Here is a 20,755-nt window from a genome sequence, read left to right as displayed (position 1 = left end):
CAATTAGGAAATACATGTCACAAACCAACTCCCGGAGCAATTACCAAATGCAGCTCTGGGCCCTTATTTTGGGCATCGCCCTGATGGCCATCAAATTCATCGCCTGGTGGTTTACCAATTCCAATGCCATCCTGTCGGACGCACTGGAAAGCATCATCAACGTGGTAGCTGGAGCATTTGCCTTATACAGCCTGGTCATTGCGGCACAACCTCGCGACCACAATCATCCCTACGGGCATGGCAAAATTGAGTTTGTATCTGCCGGTTTTGAAGGGGCACTGATCTTTTTGGCGGGTATTTCCATCATTGGCAAGGCCATTTATAACCTGCAATTTCCCCAACCCATCGGCGCCCTGGACATCGGGGTAATCTTAACCGTAGTGACGGGTGGCTTCAATTATATGATGGGCATTTATCTGGAAAGGAGAGGCCGCAAGGTGGAGTCCACCATCATGGTCGCCAGCGGCAAACACCTGCAAAGCGACGCCTGGTCCTCGCTGGGGCTGATCATCGGTTTGGGCCTGGTATGGGCCACGGGCTGGTATGTATTGGATAGTGTGATTGCCATCTTGTTTGCGCTGCTGATCATCTACACGGGTTATGGCCTGGTGCGCTCGGCGATGGCGGGCATTATGGATGAAACGGATACGGCTCTGGTAGCCGAAATTGTGGAGCAACTCCAGGCGCATCGCTCGCCCCACTGGATCGACATCCACAACCTTCGCGTGATCAAATACGGGGCCCACTTACACATCGATTGCCACATGACGGTGCCCTGGTACTTCACTACCCGCGAAGCACACCACGAAGTGGATGCCTTCTCCCGACTGGCCAACGACAACCGGGAAAACCCCGTGGAGCTGTTCATCCACATTGACCCTTGTACACCCATCTCCTGCCCGCTGTGTATGAAGGAGGATTGTGCGTATCGGAAGCATGCTTTTGAGAAGCAGGTGGAGTGGAAAATGGAGAATGTGGTGGTGAATGAGAGGCATGGGGTGTAGGTATTCACTCCCCATGTGCGGTGTGAAAAAATAAATTAATCCCCGCAAATTTGCGGTAAATAACCCCTGTATTTACCGCAAAAACTTCCCACCAATGCCAAATATCTAAGAGCACCCAACTGGACCCATTTTTTCGAGAGGACAAAACATTAGTTGTGTTTTGGCAGCTTGAGCCTCGGATTAAAAGTGTGAATAATGTAACTAAAATCCGAATTTGTGTAACACCTTGGGGCATAAATACATTGACCTTGTGTAGGTACCAACCATAGTGTATAATGAACTTCATACAATCAAAAAGGCCCGGCATAAATGTGTATGCTGCCTTTACGACATTGTTTGCCATTGTAGTGTTGCAATCGTGCGATACGACCAAATATGTCTTTTCAATATCATCGATCGTTCCAGCTGCGGAAGGTTTGGTGAAGGTGAAGAAAGACAAAAACAGCAACTACAACATTGATTTAGATGTAAAGAATTTGGCAGAGTCAAAAAGGCTTAGCCCCGCAAAAGAAACCTACATTGTGTGGATGGAAACAGAACAGAACGGGAGCAAAAACATTGGACAGTTGAAAACATCGAGTAGTATGCTTTCCAAAGCGCTTACAAGTTCCCTGAAAACTGTGGCAACCTTTAAGCCCACCGGCTTTTTTATTACAGCAGAAAACGATGCAAATGTTCAGTACCCCGACGGTCAAACTGTGCTAACTACCGGAGTACGACAATAAAAACATTTGCTGCAAAGTCGCTTCCCTCAATGTCAAAACGGCCTGGGAATATTTAGGGCCTCCCTGGAGCATGAGCCATCCTGAATTTTCAAAATAAACCCAAAGCGACATTTTTTTATCACAAAGAAAGCACAAAGAAACACAAAGTACACCAAGCGAAGCGTCGTCTACGTCTAACTTTGTGTCCTTTGTGCCCTCTTTTTTTCCTTTGTGGTAAAAAAATGCCGCTTTTGTAATGCTTTAAGAAATTCAGGATGACGAATGTTTCAAGGACATCCTAAGTACACAAAATAGCTGTGGCCACTTGTATTTGAAATGAAAAAATTATGACGCCTTTTCATTTGGTTGCCAAGGTATCCGGAAAATAATGATACCCCAAATACGCAATTTTCCACTCCCCATCCACTTTCTCCAATACCCTTGTTTCTAGTGATTTGCCTAGCAATTTTCGCGTACCCTTCTCATAGGAAAACTGCTCAAAAGTATACCAGGCCATCTCCGGCGAAATCCGGAAATTTTCATTGGCTCGTTCTTCGCTTGAGCCTTTCCAAATGGTAGCATCGGCTTCGAATTGAGATTTTTTTTCGTTTTTCAGGGATTCAAAACCATTGTTGAAGGTCACTTTTTCAGGAAAACCCTCCCAGTAGCCGTATTTGCGGAACGCGGGAGATTCGAGGTAGGTGCTTTTCCAGGCTTCAAAATCCTGTTTGTAGTAGGATTCGGTTTCTTTGGCGATGACGGCTTGAATGGCGGCTTTTTCTTTTTCGAAGTCAAGTTTTGGTGCCGTTGGTTGGCAGGCCAATACGAATGTGCAGAGCAACAGGGTGCAAAAGGTGTTTTTCATTGGACTGGTTTTTACGAATTAAGAATCAATTGGGTTCACTGTTTGGTAGCTTCTTGTGTTTGTTTCCAGAGGTAATGTTCCTAAAGTAATGAAAACTTTTCAAAATTTAGCACCTCGCCTGCGGCGATGAAGAACAATAATTTTTTTGCCACAAAGACACAAAGGCTCAAAGACGCTAAATTTAAAATTAGTGGGATTAACGGCACTTTGTGTCCTTGTGTCTTTGTGTCTTTGTGGCGAAAAAAATGCTCCTCACCACTCCATCACCACATCTACCCGCCGATTTTGCGCCCGACCCGCGTCAGTCGTATTCGGCGCAATGGGCTTACTCAATCCAAAACCCTGCACCGAAATTTTTACTGATTCCGGTAAACCTCGTGCTTTCAGCGCCGTGGCCACTGCCTCCGCCCGGTTTTGGGCCAGCACTTGATTGTCTTTGGCGCTGCCCACATTGTCCGTATGTCCTTCAATGCGGCACTTGAGGTTGGGGTTATAGTTGAGGATGCGGATGACGTTGGACAGGATGGAATCGGCTTCGGGTTTGAGGGCGAATTCACCCGTTTCGAAGGAAAATTTTTCTGCAAAACGGATTTTCATCGTTTCACCCTCCATTTGCATGTATTGTTTGGCCTCGTCCTCCATGGGTTTAAAATCAAAGGGTTGGAAGGCTTTTTCTTCAGCTTTTTTGTACATCAAGACCAAACCCATGCGGTTGGGGAAGCCTTGGAAATACCAAACCTTGATTTGGTGAAAACCAGCGCTTAATTGAACTTTACCCTGCTTGATTTCCCGGAACTGCCTTAGGCCATCACGGTCAATGACCTCAGTAGAGTCGATCCAGAGGCGTGAACCATCGTCACTTTGCAGCAAAAATTCGTATAGACCGCTATGTTTTACCTCAAAACGGCCAGTGTAAATGATGGCAAACACTTCTTTCCCTTTTGGAACTCCGGGAAAAGGCATGTCCAGTAATCGTTCGGTAATGAATAATTTTTGCGCATAAACATAACCAATGGGTTGGGTTTGTTCGATTTCCGGGTTGTAGCGCATTTTTTTCGCCTCAATGAAGCCTTTTCCATCTGTGGCAACCCGGAAGTCGTAAATGCTGCCTTTAAACCCAACCAAAAAAGGAGTAGTACGGCCAAGGTCATCGGCTCGTTGAGCGGCGAGGCTGAATAAACTTGTACAAATGAGCAAAGAGGGCAGGATTAACTTGTGGGTCATGGCTGGAAATTACTTGGTGATCAGTTTGTTGTGTCACCAGTATAATCCGCTTTGCCCAAAAAGTTACAGACCAGTCAATAGTCTATAATTTGAAAAACCAATTGCAAAAGGATTGCCAAAAAGCAAATTGATGGAAATTCAGCACCGAATAATGGTAAGCCAGCAAAACCACCAAGGCCAAGGGGAAAACATTCCAGCGCCGATGCGAGCGCCAATCCCAAATGCTCAATCCCAGCAAAATCAGATCCGCCAGGGCAAAACCAAAAACGGGTGCAATCGGGTTTCCTTCAATTTGGGGAAAATAGGCCAGCAGACTGGGAAAATGAATGTGGATGATCCGATCCGTAATCGGCGTAACCATCGGGAAGGCCGTACACACCATGAATCGAGCGTGTACCGTAGTTTGTTTGCGGTAATAAATGGCCAGCCCATAAAAAAGCACAAAAGCAACCAAGGCATTGATCACCAGGGCGATAAAATGGTAATCCATGCTGTCCAATGCCGAGTTTTTGCCAATTTTGAACTTCAACAAATCGACGGTGCTGACGAGCATCAAGGGCACCAACAGATAAGAAATTTTGCCAATGCTTTTGTGCAGGCGGTTCTTTTTGGTGCGGATCAAATAAGGTTGTACGATCAGCATCAGGCACCACAGGATCAATGCCAGCCCATGCACGTGCATGCGGTAACTTTCCTGCTCAAAAATCCGGGTAAAATAGGTCAACCAAAAGCCAAAAATGGCCAATAGAAAAAACAGGACAAAATAGAGGTAACTCCTTTGCCAAAGAGCGGCTTCCAGTTTCATGCCTAAGGGTTTAACGGCCAACGACCATTTTTCGTGAAATGGTATTCAAGCCATCCGTCAAGGTAAACACATACAAGCCTGGAGCCAGGTTATTGGCTTCAAATGGAATGCGGTTGATGCCTTGGGTAATTTGTACGGGGCGGCGGGAGATGATTCTGCCCGTTAGGTCGTAAACCCGGAAATCAAATTGTCCCCGGATTTCGGCTTCCACTTCAATTTGGGTTGAACCTGTGAATGGATTGGGTACATTGCCCATGCGCAGTTTAGTGGCGGAAAGCTCCTTGGTAGATGAGGTCAAACAAGCCTTGGAACCTTGGGGCCGCACATACAGGTAGTAGTTGCCCGCAGCGAATTGATCACTGGGAAAGGTCACGGGAACGGGTAAAAAAGAATTGACCAGTCCGTCGATTTTAAGGTCATTTTGCCCCAGATTAATGGCATTGTTGGGCGTGCCAGCAATGAGGATACAACCTTTTTCCCCAGACTTGAATACACAATTGGGTGGATTGCAGGTATAGGATAAGCCACTCGGTAGATTTTTCACTGCTCCAGAGGTAGCAATGGATACACTATTTATGGAGAGGGTTAATCCACTCAGCGTAATTGATTTGGGGATGGCCAGGGTGAATACAAAATCGTAGAAAGTATTCAAACAGGCAGTGTCAGAAATGCCACCCTTAGGGTTGGTTGCGGAATAGGGTAGGGGAATGACACCCACTGCAGTATCTGGCAAAGTAGCGTCGGGCTTACAAGCAACGGTTTGTTGGGCCATGAGCGCAGTGCCCAAGCAGCACAGCGTCAGGATAGAAAGTATAAAATTTTTCATAACACCAGTTTAGGTTCAACGTGCAATTGCACTTGAACTGAAATGACCGCATGCAAAATAATCATTTCGGGTAGAATCGGCAATTTTTTCTGCAAGAATGCAAGGCAACGACCAAGTGCTTGATTTAACAAAAAAATCAAGATTTTCGACTCACTTTACTACAACTCATCAACGTCTTGATTATCTTTTCACTGAATTGAAAAATAAAAAAATGCAGGACTTCTTTCGTTATATTGGCTTTATTGCCCTGATCAGCTTTACTTTTAATCCGATTGATGCCCAAAATGCCATTTTGCGGGGCCAGGTGACCACCATCGACCATGAGCCGTTGGTCGGTGCTTCTGTTTATGTTAGTGCAGAAGTAGGTACAGCTACAGACACAGCCGGGCGTTTTGAACTCAAGCCTACCCCGGGCAACCTCACGCTTACTGTATCGTACCTGGGTTATAAAACCTACACCCAAACCCTGGGCATTGTGGCGGGGCAAACGGTAGATCTGGACATTATCCTGCAAACCGAAGCGACCATCCTGAGCACCCTCACCTTTACTACAGGCCGTTTTGAAAAACGCCTCGGCTCGGAAACCGTGTCCATCGAAGTACTCAAACCCAGCCTGATCAACAACAGCAACAAGTTCCAATTGGACGAAGCCCTGCAAAAGGTGCCCGGCTTGAGCGTCATCGATGGGCAGGCCAATATTCGCGGTGGTTCTGGTTTTTCCTATGGCGCAGGTAGCCGCGTACTCCTGTTGATGGACGATATTCCGATCCTCCAACTCGACGCGGGTTTTCCCAACTGGAACGATATTCCGGTTGAAAATGTGGGCCAAATTGAGGTAGTCAAAGGGGCCGCTTCTTCTTTATACGGCTCGGCGGCCCTGAATGGGGTGATCAACTTCCGCACGGCATACGCGCACAACGAACCCGAAACCAAACTCAGCCTCTTCACTTCCACCGTAGATGCTCCAGCCGATGCCCGTTTCAAATGGTGGGACAAGGCTCCGGTCACCTTTGGCACCAGCCTCTCGCACAAACAAAAAATAGGCAAACTCGATCTGGTTAGCAGCGTATTTTACCTCAATGAACAAAGCCACAACGACAGCACCTTCACGAAATACGGCCGGATTAACCTGAATACCCGTTTCCGTGCCAGCAAACGCCTTACGTTGGGGATGAACCTCAACCTCAACGGGGGCAACAACAGCAACTTTTTCTTCTGGCGGGCCGATTCGCTGAAATACAGCCCATTCCGAGGTACGGTTTCCAAAAACCAACCCCTGCGGTTCAACATCGATCCCTACCTGACCTATTATGATGGGGCCGGGAACCGCCACAAACTCCTCAGTCGTTACTTCCGTGTCGAAAACCGAGTGAGCAATGGGCGCTCCAATTTTTCCTCGCAGTACTACGCCGAATACCAGTTTCAGCGCAAGTTTAAAGCTCTGGATTTGAACTTCACCGCAGGAGCAGTTTACATTGGCACCAACGTGGACGCTGAGTTGTACGGCGACACCACCTTCCAATCGCGCAACCTGGCGACTTATGCCGATTTTGAAAAAAGATTTGGCAGTAAACTGACCATCAGCGCCGGATTCCGCTACGAATCCAACCGCATCAACAACCCGGGATTTACGTACCCGGTTGGGGTGGTTGCTCCTTCCGAGGAAAAGGAGGCCAAGCCCGTGTTGCGCATCGGTGCCAATTATCAGGTGGGGGAATACTCCTTCCTGCGGGCTTCCTGGGGGCAGGGTTACCGTTTTCCAACCATTGCTGAGAAGTTCATCTACACCAATTTGGGAGGCTTTAACATCACGCCCAACCCCGATTTACAGTCCGAAACGGGCTGGTCAGCGGAACTGGGCCTCAAGCAGGGTTTGAAGCTGGGGAGTTTGAAGGGCTTTTTAGACCTAGCCCTTTTTCGCACCCAATATCAGGACATGATGGAGTTCAACTTTATTGATTTTCAACGTGGCTTTAGCTCGCTCAATACGGGTGGAGTGCGCATATCGGGGCTGGACGCGAGCCTGGTGGGCGAAATGCAATTGTTCAATTGTCCGACCACTTTAATGGCAGGTTATTTGTGGATTGACCCCAAATTTTTGGAATTTGACTTGAGTCCTCAAGAGCCGGGTGTACCACCTACGCAGGGACAACGCAACGCCATTGGCAGTTCTTCCACCGAAAACGTGTTGAAATACCGCTCGCGCAACAGCTACAAATTCGACATCGAAAGCCAGATCAAACGTTTTTCCATTGGTTTTGCCGGGACTTATTTCAGCTTCCAGGAGGCGATCGACCGGACTTTTGAGTTCTTTGTACCGGGCATCAAAAGTTACCGGGAAATGAACAACCATGGGGTGACTTTGCTGGATGTACGGGTGGCCTATCGGCCAATTGACAACTTGAAGTTGAGCTTTTTGGTGAACAATGTGGGGAATGCAGAGTATGTGTCGAGGCCGGGGCTGATGGAGGCACCGAGGAATTTTGCGTTGAGGCTGGATTGGAACTGGTAGTAAGCAATTAGGTACGACCTGATCAAAAAATCCCCTCCAACTCTTGCAGATGATGGACCATGTAAGTCGATTGCACCTCTGGCACTACCTGTAAATGGTTGACAAAAACCGTATCTATCCCTGCGTTGGTAGCCCCTTGAATGTCCGCTTCCTGATTGTCTCCGATCATGATGCTTTCGTCGGGGTGAGCCTTGCTTTGCTTGAGGGCGTAATCAAAAATCGCTCGATTCGGTTTTAGGCTTTGAGCAGCTTCAGAAGTAATCACTTCCTGGAAATAGCCTTGCAGCTCAGCGCTTTGCAATTTTTGATCCTGAATTTCCTGAAAACCATTGGTGATCAGGTGCAAGGCATAGTCTTTGTTTTTGAGGTATTCCAGTATTTCGATGGTATGTGGAAACAGGTTCTTTTTGTAAGGCAAACGTTCCAGAAACTCCACCGACATTGCTTTGGAAAGCGACTCGTCTTCAACGCCGAAATCCATGAGTGCCAGCCACATCCGGCGCCAGCGCAATTCAGACTGAAGGATCAAGCCCTTGGTGTACTCGCCCCAGAGTCGCTCGTTGTGAACCGAATACGCGCTGAAAAACGCATCAAAGTCATCGACTCCACGGCCTTGTAGCTGTTTGTCGATGTACAATTCCTGAAAGCATTCCTTGGCGTTGGCTTCAAAATCCCAAAGGGTGTGGTCCAGATCAAAAAATAAATGGCGGTATTTCATAGGTTGAAAGATGAGGGATTTTAGTTTTCTGTTTTATTTTTTTGAAAAGTTTATTTAACCAAATTCCGCCACGCCAAATACTCATTTGCGGCATACCCCAAAAAAGCCATCTGTCCCATCATGGCCAAATAGTACCCCTTCCAGGCGAATACAATGATCAGCAGGCAGTGGATGATGATCCAAAATATCCAGGACTCCAGGAATTTGCGCCGCAGGAGTACTGCTGCCACAATACTACCCGTAGCCGATAGGGCATCCGGGAATACATAAGTGGCAGGTAAGGGAAACAAGCTGGGAAGAAATTGGGATATTTTAAACAACACGATCATTAGGGGCATTCCTGGCGCAATGATGGCAACAACACTGACCGGAAAACCAATCGAATCCAGTTTTTTAATGGGCAAGTCCTTTGCCAGGGGAGGTTTTAAACCCCAAGCTACATTGATGCAGGCCAGAATGACCTGAACTGCCATCAGCGCATACAAACGGATTTGATAAAAAAACAGGAAAAAACACACATTGGCAAGTATGGCCAGCACCCAGCCCAGGCGATTGTTTTGTCGCAAAAGATAAGTGGAGAGCAGACTAAAAATAACGGCTAGAAGCTCAATCAAACTCAAAGTGTAATCGCCAAATTCCAGGAGTGCAAAATCAATGCTCCAAAATGCGGTGGATGCTTCCATGAGTGGTCGGTATCAGGTGCTAAAATATCAACGAAGATAATTCAAAGCCTCAAACTCCCAATCAGGATATGGCCAAAAAAAACTAAATTCACCCCCTCAAACAAAAAACATTCAACGATGCAATACCGCCGTTTTGGACGCACAGAAATGCAAGTCAGCGAAATGGGTTACGGCATGTGGGGCCTGGCCGGATGGAAAGACTCTGACGATGACGAAACCTGGAAATCCTTGCTGCTATCCGTAGAATTGGGCTGCAATTTTTTCGACACCGCCTGGGCTTATGGCGATGGGCTGAGTGAAGAAATTTTGGGCAAATTGTTGCGGCAATTCCCCGATAAGAAGCTTTACGTTGCCACCAAAATTCCACCCAAAAACCGCAAGTGGCCTTCCAAACCCCAGTTCACGCTTGACGAGGTTTTTCCCTCCGATTACATTGAAGAATACGTCAACGACAGTCTCAAAAACCTGGGCACAGAGAGCATCGACCTGATGCAATTCCACGTCTGGGAAGACGCCTGGGCCGATCGTGACGACTGGAAAGAAACTTGCGCTCGCCTTACCCGGGAAGGCAAAGTTCAACATTGGGGCATCAGCATCAACCGCTGGGAACCCAACAATAGTTTGCGTACCCTGGAAACAGGCCAAATCAGTGCGGTTCAGGTCATTTACAATATTTTTGACCAAAACCCAGAGGACCAACTTTTCCCGCTTTGCCGCAAGCTCGACATTGGGGTCATCGCCCGGGTTCCTTTTGATGAAGGCACCCTGACCGGGACCTTGACCAAAGACACGGTTTTCCCTCCTGGCGACTGGCGGGGCACTTACTTTGTCCCCGAAAACCTGATTCCATCCGTCGAACACGCCGAGGCACTCAAACCGCTGGTTCAAGCGGGGATGACCATGGCCGAAATGGCCCTGCGGTTTATCCTCAGCAACCCGGATGTACACACCACCATCCCCGGTATGCGCCGCGAGCGGAATGTCCGCATGAACATGGCGACGAGTGATGGCAAGGGCTTGAGCCTGGATTTGTTGAATGCGCTAAAAGAACACCGCTGGGATCGGGTGCCAACAGCCTGGTCGCAGTAGCGGTTGAGGTGCACCTAAAGTGCCTTTAGTTTCTAAGGTGGTTCAAAAAAAGCCTAATTTGAACCACCTTAGAAACACCTAAGAAGGGTTAAACCGTCTCAGCCACCAAAGCATACTTCAACTCATTTTCAATGAATTGCTCCAGGGTAATTTGACCAATGTAGGCATTGCTCTGGCGATCAAATCCATTTACGTAGCCACTGGAAGCAATGGCCTGATACAGTTCACCATACCCTTCTGCGATGGTCGCTGGAATACCTGCTCCAATCATGCCTTGTACCGTTTGTTCCGTAGTGCTGGTCACAAAGGGAACCTGATTGCCACTTGCTTTGCTGATGAAGGCAGCAGCTTCTCCAAAGGAATAATCACGTGGGCCGACTACGAACTGCACGGAGTTCCCCTTGAAGTCCAGGTTGAGCAAGCGTTGGGCAGCAATTACCGCAATGTCGTTAACGTGTACTAAACTGAAGGCATGATCAGCCGGCAAAGGTTGCGCCAATACGCCCATGTGTTTGATCATGTCCAGTAAACCATATAAGTTTTGGTAAAAATAACCCGGGCGTAAGTGCAGGACGTTCAAACCGGGTACATTGTTGAGCAGGTGCTCCATGTAATACAACGCGCTCACTGGGCCTGCACCTTCAGGAAGATGTGCACCCATCGAGCTCAAATTGACTACGTAAGGTACTTTGGCACTGTGCACGGCTAAGGTAATTGAAGTGGCAATCTGGACTTGGAAAGCCCGCCAGTCCTGCACATCCCATTTTGGTGGCACCAGGCTATATACCGCCGTTGCGCCACGGAAGGTTTGGGTTAAAAAATCACTATCGTGCAAATCTCCAACCGCTACCTTGGCTCCTTTGGCTGCCAAGTCTTGCGCTTTGGCGGCATCGCGACTCACAATCGTCACGGCTTTTCCAGCGGCCAATAAGGTTTCGGCAATTTGTTTGCCCGTGTTTCCGGTTCCTCCAAGAATAACGTACATGTCTTAATGGTTTTGTGTTGAAAAATTTACAATATCATACATACTGGTTGGTATGTATTTTGACCTAAAAAAAGGCAACTTTTGTTGCCGTATTCCCGTAGAGACGCATGGCCGTGCGTCTCAATTTTGAAATAAGAGATCCACAATTGTGCGTTTTCGTTTTGACACAAGAGACGCACGGCCGTGCGTCTCTACGCTCGAAACAATTCCAGATAATTCAACAGTTGTTGAATGTTGCGGTGAAAACTGCTCAGGCTCCTCTGCACTTTTGCAACGCCATAAGCCCCTTCCATCCCGGCCACCATAAAGGAGGCTACTGCGGTACAGTCGGTACCTGCCTTGACTTGACCTTGTGCCAGACCCTGCTCCAGGGCAAGGGTCGAATAATGAATCATCCCGTCCATGACACGTTTGAGTTTCTGACGGAAATCTTCGTTCAGTGGGGACATTTCCTGTACGAGGTTGTTCAAGGGGCAACCCAGGTAAATCTCATCCTGAGTAGCCTTGTCTGCCAATTCTTGTAAGTGCTCTTTGAGCAAATCAATGGGATGCCCTTTGGTTTGTTCCAAATTGCGGAAGAAAGCCAGATACGAGGGCTCAATAATCTCTTCGATTACCGCCAGGCCAATGGCATCTTTACTCGGAAAATAGTGGTACAATGCCCCTTTGGTAATGCCCAGATCGGCAATTACCCGATCGGCGCGCAAGCCCTGGAATCCATTCTTGTGGATGTCCATGAACATTCGTCCCAAAATCCGTTCGCGAGTATCGGTTGCGTTCATGCTACAAATGTATACATACTAGTTGGTATGTGCAAGTGTTTTGACTGATTTTTTTATGCCTCCTATTAAATCGCTGCATTTAGGACGTTTTTCTACCCTTTGGGACATCTGTCTACCTAGTCTTTAAGCTGGGTTTATTCCTGAGGGCTTACTTTTGTCCCATCTAGCATAGTAAGGTCAATTACTTGGAGAAAAGCTCTGCTTTGATCTTTTTTTGACCAAACAGCTATATTTAGAGGGAGTTTATTTAGACCAGAGGGATTACACGAAACAGTGTGTCCCTCTTGTTTTTTTGCCAATCACGTTGAAGAGAAGTCCAGGTGTTCAACATAAAAGTTACATGATTTTTAGGCAACAATAGTTTTGTTGATTACTTTTGCTCCCACCTTGATGAATTTTTGATAGCCCACAATCCACATTTTAGCCTAAAAATAAGTTTATTAAAAGATTCGATTGCAACGGTTCAACCCCTTGTAGCTAACGAAGTATTCGATGCGCCTGAATTATTACATATTCCTACTCCTTGGATTTATCCTCCTGTTCAACTCCATTTGTGCCCAATCCAGGTACAACGCTGAGGTGAATCTGTACACCACCGAGCAGGGTTTGCCCAGCAACCATGTTTATCAGTGTTTTCAGGATCGGAGGGGCTTGTTGTGGTTGCTGACCGAAAGTGGATTGTGCCGTTTTGATGGGCGAAATTTTCAACTCGTTTTAAGCGAAGGATTCCATCCGGATTTCAGTAAAAATTTAATTCGCTTTGAGGATGCCGACCACGACCTCTGGATCAGCATTCATGCTGTAGGTGGCCCTACGAAATACGTACTTTTTAATACAGTAACCAGTCAAGTCCGGACTCCTGAAGAGAAGTTTGGCCCTTCGTTCCCGAATGACATTCTGGACATTGAGTTGGGTAAAAATAAATCCTACTGGATCACAGATAGTAAAGGAAATCTTTTTCAGTATCAAGTTGGTCAAAAGCTAAAGCCTAAATACCAGCTCCAGGACACTACTTTTGGAATCTATTTTGTGGATACAATCCGCAATTTGACCTGGTTGGAACTTCATTGTGATACCAGAGGAGGGTATTCTGTTTGTCGCTTGATCAATGGGCAAGGCAAAGCCGTTACTACTCAAACCATCCTGAATTATCAGAGAGCTTATTTGAGTAACCGTGGGAGCTTTATCTACCACACCCTTAGTAAATTAGGCACCATCGGTGTGAATGGTAGGTCGCGCGAAACCTTGTTTAAGCAAGACATTCCCCAATTTGACCCCCAAAAAGAACGAGCTTACTCCCTGCCATTGGGTTATGATGCCTATACTGGAAACTTTTGGTTGATGTATGCGGGTGGCTTGAGTTATTTTCACCCGGATAAAGGCCTGCTGCTCAATTTTGATCGTCAGAATACCCCAAAACTACCTCATCTGGTTTACAGCATTTTTGTAGATCTACAAGGCATTGCCTGGCTCTGTTCCATTGATGGATTGTATAAAGTAAGCCCTAATCAGATTCGTTTTAAAACCCTACTAAATAGTGATTTGGATAAAAATGAACCAATTCTGCCAACCCGAGGGATTGTAGAAAATGGCCCGAGACAGACCTTATACGTCAATGCAGGGAGGACGATGCTGGCCATAAAAAACGGCAGTGTTGAACAAATCCACCAAAGCCAAATGGATTTTTTTGGAATCGGAATGGATGATCAGATGCGAGTTTGGACGGGCGACTCTCAGCTAAATGTTTATGATCCAGTAACGAAAGCCGTTCAGACTTTTTTAACCAACCGGGATTTGTGCGTCATTTGGTCTATTTTTCCCCAAAAGAAAGGCTTGTGGCTGGGATGCAGCAATGGACTGGCTTTTTTTGATTTTGAACAAAAGAAAATCAACTTTGTCCGAAATAAAAAGGGGCAAGCTATCTTGGATAATGCCATCATCCACAGCATAAAGCAGGCCGAGGAGGGGCAACTTTGGTTGTTGACAGAGCAGGGCCTGTTGAGGTTTGACCCCCAAAAAGGAGTTGTCGCCAGGTATTGGACCGGAGGAAAAGGACAATACTTTTTACCAGTAAACAATCTGCGGCATCATTATCAGGACGCGGAGGGCAATTGGTGGATTGCAACTGCGGATGGTTTGTTGAAGTGGAATCCGAAACAGAATACCAAGCGCTTGTTTACGGAAGAGGATGGACTATCCAACCACAACATCTATAGTGTGTACGCTGATGCCTACGGTTTTTTGTGGCTGAGTAGTGATCGGGGCATCATGCAGTTTCAAAAAAGATCGGGTAGAACCAGGATTTTTTTACCGCAGGACGGCCTTTCCCACCACGAATTCAACCGGGTTTCACATTATCAGGCTAAAGACGGAACCATATATTTCGGAAGTTTAAATGGGATTACCATTTTTAATCCACGGGATTTTTACCAGGATTTTGATCGCTCCCCGAACATTCCCCTGATGCTGACTCAGGCTCAGTTGTTTTCCCAAAAGACCAAAAACCTGGAAGATGCAGAACCCCAATATCTCAAAAACAAGAAGATTGTCTTTGAAACAAGCCACCTCTACCTTACCCTGCACTTTGCCTTACTGGACTATCATAGCCCTGATCAGACATTTTATGAATACAAAATTGATCGGCTGGGAGACCGCTGGACCGCTTGTCCGGGAGGTATACTACAATTGGCCGGTTTACCTTATGGGCAGTTCAAGTTGACGATTCGGGCTAAGACGGAGAAAGGGGTATACTCCCAGCAGCGGTTGGTTATTCCCATCCAGGTGCTGCGGCCATTTTATTTCCAGATTTGGTTTTTGTTTGTATCGGGCTTTTTGATCATCGCTGCAATCGTAACCTTTTTTCGTTACCGAAATCAATGGCTTCAGCAGCGAAAGATTGAACTGGAACAAGAGGTAGCTATCCAAACCGAAAAAATCCGCCAGGACAAGGCCATCATCGAAGAACAAGCAGCGGAATTGATCAAATTGGATGCGGCAAAATCCCGCTTTTTTGCCAACGTGACCCACGAATTGCGCACCCCCATCACCCTGATTTTAGGCCCCATTCATACCTATTTGGAGCAAAATCAGCTCAGCCAGCAGGAGGCCGGTTTATTGTACCTGGCCAAAAATTATACGGAAGCTTTGCAACAAATGGTGAATGACTTGTTGGACTTGAGCCAATTGGAGGCTGGTAAATTGACGACTCATGAAGCCCCGGTTCTATTGCAACAAAAAATCCATTTTTTATTGGCTCCTTTTGAGGTGATGGCGGCCAACAAAGGTATTGAATTAACGCTCGGTTATCAGGCTGACCCGACCTTGGTGAGTCAATTGGATCAAAGGTTGTTCAAAATGATCTTCAATAATCTCTTGTCCAACGCCTTGAAATTTACCGAATCAGGTGGACACATTAGGGTATGGGTTAAAGATTTGGCTTCTAATATCCAATTGGAAGTAGAAGACAGTGGCCGGGGAATCCATCCCGACGATTTGCCTTTTGTTTTTGACCGCTATTTCCAAACCCAGTATCAGGAAAACGCCTACGAAGGAGGCACTGGTATAGGGCTGGCTTTGGCCCGGGAGTCGAGTAAAGCCATGGGTGGCACATTGGAGGTGATTAGCACTTGGGGGAAGGGAAGCACCTTTATTTTCCGTTTTCCCAAAAAGGAATTATCGGATGGAACCATAGTGCCGGAATCACTGGAAACCCACAGTTCAACTTTACCAGTAGAAAAAGCCGCTGTAGCAAAAACAATACGCTCCGTAGGAAAAGCTCAATTGCTATTGGTAGAAGACAATGCTGATTTGCGCCAATACCTGACTCAAATTTTAAGCCTGGATTATCAAATTACAGCGCTTTCCAATGGCCGGGAAGCCTGCGAATACCTCAATACCAATACCCCCGACCTGATCATATCTGACATCATGATGCCAGTGATGGATGGATTTCAGTTGCTGGAGTGGTTGAAAACGGGCGCACTGGCCCAAATCCCGGTGATCATGCTGACTGCCCGGGCCGATTTGGGGGACAAACTGCGGGCCCTGCGCATTGGCGTAGACGATTACCTGGTGAAACCTTTTGTGGAAATCGAATTGTTGACCAGGATCCAAAACCTGCTGCAACGCCAGGACCTTCGGCGCAGTTTGGCCCACTCGAACGAAAACCAAACCCCGCTTACAACTCCCGCCACGGAACCCATCACCACAGATGAACCTCTGTCAGACACTGAAAAACAATGGCTGGAATTATTGGAAAAAACGGTTTTAGCGCATCTGAACGACCTCGATTTTTCAGTGAACGACCTGGCTAAAGCGGTCTTTATGTCCCGCTCGGTTTTTACAACGAGATGGGCAGGACTTTAGGGCTCACCCCCAATGAATACATCAATGAAGTACGCTTGGTCAAAGCCATGGAGCTTTTTCAAGCCAACCCCGGAGGGTACAGCGTGAAGGAAATGGCCAGCAAAGTGGGGTATCGAGACGAGAAATATTTTTCGCGTCAGTTCAAACAACGTTTTGGGGTATTGCCTTCCCAGTTTCGTTCCCAGGCCTACTCATGATGTTTACCTCCATATCTTTTTTCCCCCGCCTGTATGGCCACGTTCAACACATTCTGTGCAGGAGGCAGTGGGCAAGTGGCAAATTCAGTAAAAGCGCAAGGTGGGTTGTAAGCTTTATTGAAATCCAAAATGACGGTATTGCTACCCGCTACTGGTTTTTTGGCGTACAAAAAGCGGCCGGATTGGTAGGTATGCTTTGCATTGGTTTTGTCACCAAACAGGATGAAAAATTGATCCCCCTCGTCAATGGGATCCAAACGGTAGGTTTTCCCTTTGAGCGTAAAGACCAAGGCGACCGAGGAGGGCTGCATACTGGTTTGGCCCAATACATCGGTAATGGCGATCTTTTTTTCTTCCGGAAATTTTTCCAATTTGGCTTCGACCCTCCATTTGGCATCGATGGAGTAAGATTCGATGCCGGTAAAATGACTCAGGTTGGGATGCTCCAGGTCGCGCAGGCGGATGCCGTATTTTTCTCCCCGCTTGATCACAAACCAACGCAGCGAGCCGTGGCGCAATACCAAGGGTGCACTGCCCGGACTGTAGATTTTTAACTTTTCTACCCGGTTTTCTCCTTGCCAAAGTTCGGCTTCGGGATTACTTTCTACCCAAACTTCACCATTTTCCAAAATCAAACGGCCCAGATTCGCGGCACTTTTGCCTTTGGGAAAAACGAGTTGGTTGCTGGCATCGGCCCCGAAACTATTGCTATCTGGCCTTAACCAGAACAAGCCTGCCAAATTCAACCAGCCATCCTCTTTTTTCAAAGATTCGATGCGCTCTTTTTGCCAGTTTTTGATTTCTTCTATATATTTTGGGTCGCTGCCATAGCTGAAGCTCAGCAAAGTTAGGCCCAGGGCCAAAAGCCCTGTATTGTACATCCTGGATTGAAACATACCATTGTTCTTTGGGGTAAAGATAAAAAATCCATCGATTAAGTAGTGTTTCAACAAAATAGCTGCTCATGAAGTTGTTCAACAAACGCCAATTTTTACAAACCATCGCCACGCTCAGCGGGGGAGCCATACTTCCAACCAAATCTATGGAATCATTTTTTCAGGAAATCGAACACATTCAGCCGCAGGAATTGGCAACGGATGATGCTTTTTGGCAAAAAATCCGTGCAGCCTATGGCGTGACCAAGGACTTTATCCACCTCGAAAATGGCTATTACTCCCTGGCGGCAAAGGAAGTATTGGACAACTACCTCGGACACATTCAACGGGTCAATGCCGTTTCCTCCTACTACATGCGCACCCGGCAAGGGGAAGATAAACTGGCTTCTCGACAAGCCTTGGCGCGTTTGTTGGGCTGCCCCATTGAAGAACTCATCATTACCCGCAATACCACCGAATCGCTGGATACCATCATCGCAGGCATCGACTGGAAACCTGGCGATGAAGCCCTGATGGCCGAACAAGACTACGGGGCCATGCTTGACATGTTCAAACTCCAAGCACGGCGCTATGGCATTGTCAATAAGATGGTGTCAGTACCCCTACATCCCGCTTCGGATGAAGAGATAGTGAGCCTTTACGAAAAAGCCATTACGCCGAAAACCCGCTTGTTGATGATCTGCCACATGATTAACATCACTGGGCACATTTTACCGGTGAGAAAAATCGCAGACATGGCCCATCGACATGGGGTAGAAGTGATGGTGGATGGAGCGCACGCCTTTGCTCATCTGGACTTTAAAATCAGTGATCTGGGTTGTGATTATTACGGCAGTAGTTTGCACAAATGGCTGGGCAACCCACTCGGAGCAGGTATTCTGTATGTGCGCAAGGAGAAAATTGCCAAAATCTGGCAACTCTTCGGCGATATGGGTTATGCTGACGACGACATTCGCAAACTCAACCATACAGGGACCCACCCCGTGGCCACCGACCTGGCTATTTTGGATGCCATCCGCTTTCACGAAATGATCGGCATCCAGCGCAAGGAAGCCCGCTTGCGTTACCTGCAACACTACTGGACGGATCAGGTGCGCAATCATCCTAAAATTCTGCTGAATACTCCTGCCGATCCCCAGCGTTCCTGTGGTATCGCCAATGTAGGCATCCAGGGCATTAAACCCGCCGATCTGGCGAAAACCTTGATGGAAAAATACAAGATTTTCACCGTGGCGATCGATTATGCGAATGTGCATGGCGTGCGGGTGACGCCGCATTTGTACGTGGGTACGAAGGAGTTGGATCTGTTTGTGGGGGCGTTGAAGGAGTTGGCGGGGTAATTCTACACCGCAATCTCCTTCCATTTCCCTTTCCTAAAAATGACAATCAAAACCACCGCCAACAAACTTTCACTGGCAGGCACGGCAATACAAATGCCCATCACCTCCAAATCCATGGTTATTGCAAGAAAATAGGCCAGCGGAATTTCAATCAGCCAAAAGCAGACGAAATTCGCAATCATCGGGGTACGGGTATCGCCAGCACCGTTGAAAGCCTGACTGATCACCATCCCGAAGGAGTACATCACGTTGCCTATACTGAGGATGCGCAGGGTCATCACGCCGATCCTGGTAACCTCGGGCAGATCGGTGAAAAAGGTCATAAAAAAGGGCGCAAAAACAATACATATCACTGAAACGCCTAGCAAAAAAATTGTATTGAAATAGCCAGCACGCCAGGCAGATGTTTCCGCTCGATCGGGTTGTTTGGCCCCTAGGTTTTGACCCACCAGCGTTGCGGCTGCATTGGCTAGTCCCCAAGATGGCAATAGCGCAAAAATGATCACCCGGATGCCAATGGTATAACCCGCTACCGACTCGCTGCCAAAACGCGAAATGATACGCATCAGGAAAATCCAACTCGCCGAAGCAATGATGAACTGAATGGCTCCCGACACCGAAACTTCCAACAAACGTTTGATGATGCCTAGGTCAATTTTCATCAGATTGCGCTTGATCTGAATGGCCCCTTTGCCCCAAAACATATTGTAGAGTTGATAAAGTACCCCAATGCTGCGGCCGGTTGTAGTCGCTATAGCTGCCCCCGTAACACCCATCGCTGGAATCGGACCCAGGCCAAATATAAAAATCGGGTCCAAAATGATGTTCAGGCCATTGGCAAGCAGCAGTGTGCGCATGGCGATGGCTGGATCGCCCGCGCCACGGAATACCCCATTGAGCAAAAAAAGCAGCAGGATCACCACATTGGAGCCAAACATGATGCGGACAAAGTTGAGCCCCGTCTTTATTACTTCCGGGCTAGCCCCCATAAAGCGCAGGATGTCTTCAGCGAAAATGAAGCCAAGGATTCCGGTAACTGTCCCGAAGGCTACACCCACGATCAAGGCTTGAAAAGCCGTGAAGGAAGCCGCTTCGGGATTTTTTTCACCAATGCGCCGTGCGACTAAGGCTGTCGCACCAGAACTGCAGCCAATGGCCACGGAATAAATCAGGGTAAGAATTGCTTCAGTGAGCCCAATGGTAGTCACCGCTTCCACACTCACCTGCGAGACAAAAAAGATGTCAACCAGCGCAAACAAAGACTCCATAAACATCTCAATGACCATGGGAATGGCCAAAATGAAGAGAGCTTGGTTTAAATTGCCAGTTGTGTAATCGCGCTCTTTGCCTTTGATCGCGTCAATGATAACAGTCAGTGTTGAATCTTGCATAGTTGAATAAGGTTAGGGTCGGTGGGGCGAGTTCTTAGTAATATTGAAACCTTGGAACTTTGGAACCCTTTACCCCCTGTTTCCGTTCCATTCGTCGCCTAAAAAATTTAGATTAGACAGAATTTTTTATTTTTCCGATTCACAAAATAACGCAGAAATATGAGTCATCCCGAAATTTTGGGATAACAAACCGCGGATGCGGTTGAATTCAGAATAGCCCCGGTCGTCCGGGGTCATTTTGGTAGCAAAGGGTTTCGCAACCGCGGATGCGGTTGAACTTTTTGCCCAATTGAGTTCAACCACTGCCGTGGTTGCCGCCAATTTGACCCAACTATTTACCCCGGACGACCGGGGCTATGATAAATTCAA

Annotated in this window: 17 protein-coding genes; 7 read left to right on the top strand and 10 right to left on the bottom strand. The window is 47.3% G+C overall.

Annotated elements, in window-relative coordinates; translation table 11 throughout:
- Nucleotides 1-14 precede the first annotated feature (14 nt).
- Nucleotides 15-1,004, top strand: a complete 990-nt coding sequence (locus ACO08K_RS05045) for a cation diffusion facilitator family transporter (protein ID WP_421795311.1) — start codon at nt 15-17, stop codon at nt 1,002-1,004.
- 275 nt (nt 1,005-1,279) lie between these two features.
- Nucleotides 1,280-1,729, top strand: a complete 450-nt coding sequence (locus tag ACO08K_RS05040; RefSeq protein WP_421795310.1) for a hypothetical protein — start codon at nt 1,280-1,282, stop codon at nt 1,727-1,729.
- Nucleotides 1,730-2,066: 337 nt separating this feature from the next.
- On the opposite strand, the gene ACO08K_RS05035 is transcribed toward ACO08K_RS05040, so the two are convergent.
- The 4 genes from ACO08K_RS05035 to ACO08K_RS05020 all read right to left on the bottom strand — a co-directional run bounded on the left by ACO08K_RS05035 (nt 2,067) and on the right by ACO08K_RS05020 (nt 5,428).
- Nucleotides 2,067-2,573: a hypothetical protein gene (locus ACO08K_RS05035; protein WP_421795309.1), complete on the bottom strand. Its 507-nt coding sequence runs from the start codon at nt 2,571-2,573 to the stop codon at nt 2,067-2,069.
- A gap of 252 nt (nt 2,574-2,825) precedes the next feature.
- Nucleotides 2,826-3,797, bottom strand: coding sequence for an OmpA family protein (locus tag ACO08K_RS05030; RefSeq protein WP_421795308.1), 972 nt, complete (start codon nt 3,795-3,797; stop codon nt 2,826-2,828).
- Between the two features lie 82 nt (nt 3,798-3,879).
- Entirely contained in the window at nt 3,880-4,602 is a 723-nt protein-coding gene (locus ACO08K_RS05025) for a hypothetical protein (protein WP_421795307.1), read from the bottom strand.
- A 10-nt stretch (nt 4,603-4,612) separates the two neighbouring features.
- The gene (locus tag ACO08K_RS05020; RefSeq protein WP_421795306.1) at nt 4,613-5,428 is read right to left on the bottom strand and encodes a T9SS type A sorting domain-containing protein; all 816 of its coding nucleotides are present in this window, start codon (nt 5,426-5,428) and stop codon (nt 4,613-4,615) included.
- 211 nt (nt 5,429-5,639) lie between these two features.
- On the opposite strand from ACO08K_RS05020, the gene ACO08K_RS05015 reads away from it, so the two are divergent.
- Nucleotides 5,640-7,940: a TonB-dependent receptor gene (locus ACO08K_RS05015; protein ID WP_421795305.1), complete on the top strand. Its 2,301-nt coding sequence runs from the start codon at nt 5,640-5,642 to the stop codon at nt 7,938-7,940.
- Nucleotides 7,941-7,962: 22 nt separating this feature from the next.
- Here ACO08K_RS05015 and ACO08K_RS05010 read toward each other — a convergent pair whose 3' ends face one another.
- Nucleotides 7,963-8,658 (bottom strand): YjjG family noncanonical pyrimidine nucleotidase, encoded by a 696-nt coding sequence (locus ACO08K_RS05010; RefSeq protein WP_421795304.1) that lies wholly within the window; start codon nt 8,656-8,658, stop codon nt 7,963-7,965.
- Between the two features lie 50 nt (nt 8,659-8,708).
- Nucleotides 8,709-9,341: a nicotinamide riboside transporter PnuC gene (gene pnuC, locus ACO08K_RS05005; protein WP_421795303.1), complete on the bottom strand. Its 633-nt coding sequence runs from the start codon at nt 9,339-9,341 to the stop codon at nt 8,709-8,711.
- A 117-nt stretch (nt 9,342-9,458) separates the two neighbouring features.
- Here pnuC and ACO08K_RS05000 point away from each other — a divergent pair, with 117 nt between their 5' ends.
- Nucleotides 9,459-10,430, top strand: coding sequence for an aldo/keto reductase (locus tag ACO08K_RS05000; RefSeq protein ID WP_421795302.1), 972 nt, complete (start codon nt 9,459-9,461; stop codon nt 10,428-10,430).
- An 88-nt stretch (nt 10,431-10,518) separates the two neighbouring features.
- Here ACO08K_RS05000 and ACO08K_RS04995 read toward each other — a convergent pair whose 3' ends face one another.
- Both ACO08K_RS04995 and ACO08K_RS04990 read right to left on the bottom strand, forming a co-directional pair.
- Entirely contained in the window at nt 10,519-11,415 is an 897-nt protein-coding gene (locus tag ACO08K_RS04995) for an NAD(P)H-binding protein (protein ID WP_421795301.1), read from the bottom strand.
- Between the two features lie 191 nt (nt 11,416-11,606).
- Complete coding sequence (locus ACO08K_RS04990) at nt 11,607-12,197, bottom strand: TetR/AcrR family transcriptional regulator (RefSeq protein ID WP_421795300.1); 591 nt, start codon at nt 12,195-12,197, stop codon at nt 11,607-11,609.
- A 492-nt stretch (nt 12,198-12,689) separates the two neighbouring features.
- On the opposite strand from ACO08K_RS04990, the gene ACO08K_RS04985 reads away from it, so the two are divergent.
- Both ACO08K_RS04985 and ACO08K_RS04980 read left to right on the top strand, forming a co-directional pair.
- A complete protein-coding gene (locus ACO08K_RS04985) occupies nt 12,690-16,562 on the top strand; it encodes a response regulator (RefSeq protein ID WP_421795299.1) in 3,873 nt (1,290 codons plus the stop codon).
- Nucleotides 16,547-16,759, top strand: coding sequence for a helix-turn-helix domain-containing protein (locus ACO08K_RS04980; RefSeq protein WP_421795298.1), 213 nt, complete (start codon nt 16,547-16,549; stop codon nt 16,757-16,759). The genes ACO08K_RS04985 and ACO08K_RS04980 overlap by 16 nt, the downstream gene beginning before the upstream one ends.
- On the opposite strand, the gene ACO08K_RS04975 is transcribed toward ACO08K_RS04980, so the two are convergent.
- Entirely contained in the window at nt 16,750-17,655 is a 906-nt protein-coding gene (locus tag ACO08K_RS04975) for a DUF1684 domain-containing protein (RefSeq protein ID WP_421795297.1), read from the bottom strand. The two genes, ACO08K_RS04980 and ACO08K_RS04975, sit on opposite strands and share 10 nt — an antisense overlap.
- A gap of 68 nt (nt 17,656-17,723) precedes the next feature.
- On the opposite strand from ACO08K_RS04975, the gene ACO08K_RS04970 reads away from it, so the two are divergent.
- Entirely contained in the window at nt 17,724-18,995 is a 1,272-nt protein-coding gene (locus tag ACO08K_RS04970) for an aminotransferase class V-fold PLP-dependent enzyme (RefSeq protein ID WP_421795296.1), read from the top strand.
- A gap of 2 nt (nt 18,996-18,997) precedes the next feature.
- On the opposite strand, the gene ACO08K_RS04965 is transcribed toward ACO08K_RS04970, so the two are convergent.
- Nucleotides 18,998-20,386 (bottom strand): MATE family efflux transporter, encoded by a 1,389-nt coding sequence (locus ACO08K_RS04965; protein ID WP_421795295.1) that lies wholly within the window; start codon nt 20,384-20,386, stop codon nt 18,998-19,000.
- Nucleotides 20,387-20,755: the final 369 nt, after the last annotated feature.

Origin of the sequence: Haliscomenobacter sp. (assembly GCF_965225875.1) — a bacterium.
Classification (GTDB): domain Bacteria; phylum Bacteroidota; class Bacteroidia; order Chitinophagales; family Saprospiraceae; genus Haliscomenobacter.
Note: the sequence above shows the minus strand (reverse complement) of the source record. Positions and strands in the feature narration are given on the sequence as shown.

What these genes read in the sequence shown, in the direction of transcription:
- ACO08K_RS04975 (WP_421795297.1), bottom strand. Translation starts at nt 17,655, where the DNA reads ATGTTTCAATCCAGGATGTACAATACAGGGCTTTTGGCCCTGGGCCTA.
- ACO08K_RS05010 (WP_421795304.1), bottom strand. Translation starts at nt 8,658, where the DNA reads ATGAAATACCGCCATTTATTTTTTGATCTGGACCACACCCTTTGGGAT.
- ACO08K_RS05040 (WP_421795310.1), top strand. Translation starts at nt 1,280, where the DNA reads ATGAACTTCATACAATCAAAAAGGCCCGGCATAAATGTGTATGCTGCC.
- ACO08K_RS05030 (WP_421795308.1), bottom strand. Translation starts at nt 3,797, where the DNA reads ATGACCCACAAGTTAATCCTGCCCTCTTTGCTCATTTGTACAAGTTTA.
- ACO08K_RS05020 (WP_421795306.1), bottom strand. Translation starts at nt 5,428, where the DNA reads ATGAAAAATTTTATACTTTCTATCCTGACGCTGTGCTGCTTGGGCACT.
- ACO08K_RS05015 (WP_421795305.1), top strand. Translation starts at nt 5,640, where the DNA reads ATGCAGGACTTCTTTCGTTATATTGGCTTTATTGCCCTGATCAGCTTT.
- ACO08K_RS04995 (WP_421795301.1), bottom strand. Translation starts at nt 11,415, where the DNA reads ATGTACGTTATTCTTGGAGGAACCGGAAACACGGGCAAACAAATTGCC.
- ACO08K_RS04980 (WP_421795298.1), top strand. Translation starts at nt 16,547, where the DNA reads ATGGGCAGGACTTTAGGGCTCACCCCCAATGAATACATCAATGAAGTA.
- ACO08K_RS04985 (WP_421795299.1), top strand. Translation starts at nt 12,690, where the DNA reads ATGCGCCTGAATTATTACATATTCCTACTCCTTGGATTTATCCTCCTG.
- ACO08K_RS05025 (WP_421795307.1), bottom strand. Translation starts at nt 4,602, where the DNA reads ATGAAACTGGAAGCCGCTCTTTGGCAAAGGAGTTACCTCTATTTTGTC.
- ACO08K_RS05000 (WP_421795302.1), top strand. Translation starts at nt 9,459, where the DNA reads ATGCAATACCGCCGTTTTGGACGCACAGAAATGCAAGTCAGCGAAATG.
- ACO08K_RS04970 (WP_421795296.1), top strand. Translation starts at nt 17,724, where the DNA reads ATGAAGTTGTTCAACAAACGCCAATTTTTACAAACCATCGCCACGCTC.
- ACO08K_RS04990 (WP_421795300.1), bottom strand. Translation starts at nt 12,197, where the DNA reads ATGAACGCAACCGATACTCGCGAACGGATTTTGGGACGAATGTTCATG.
- ACO08K_RS05045 (WP_421795311.1), top strand. Translation starts at nt 15, where the DNA reads ATGTCACAAACCAACTCCCGGAGCAATTACCAAATGCAGCTCTGGGCC.
- ACO08K_RS04965 (WP_421795295.1), bottom strand. Translation starts at nt 20,386, where the DNA reads ATGCAAGATTCAACACTGACTGTTATCATTGACGCGATCAAAGGCAAA.
- ACO08K_RS05035 (WP_421795309.1), bottom strand. Translation starts at nt 2,573, where the DNA reads ATGAAAAACACCTTTTGCACCCTGTTGCTCTGCACATTCGTATTGGCC.
- pnuC (WP_421795303.1), bottom strand. Translation starts at nt 9,341, where the DNA reads ATGGAAGCATCCACCGCATTTTGGAGCATTGATTTTGCACTCCTGGAA.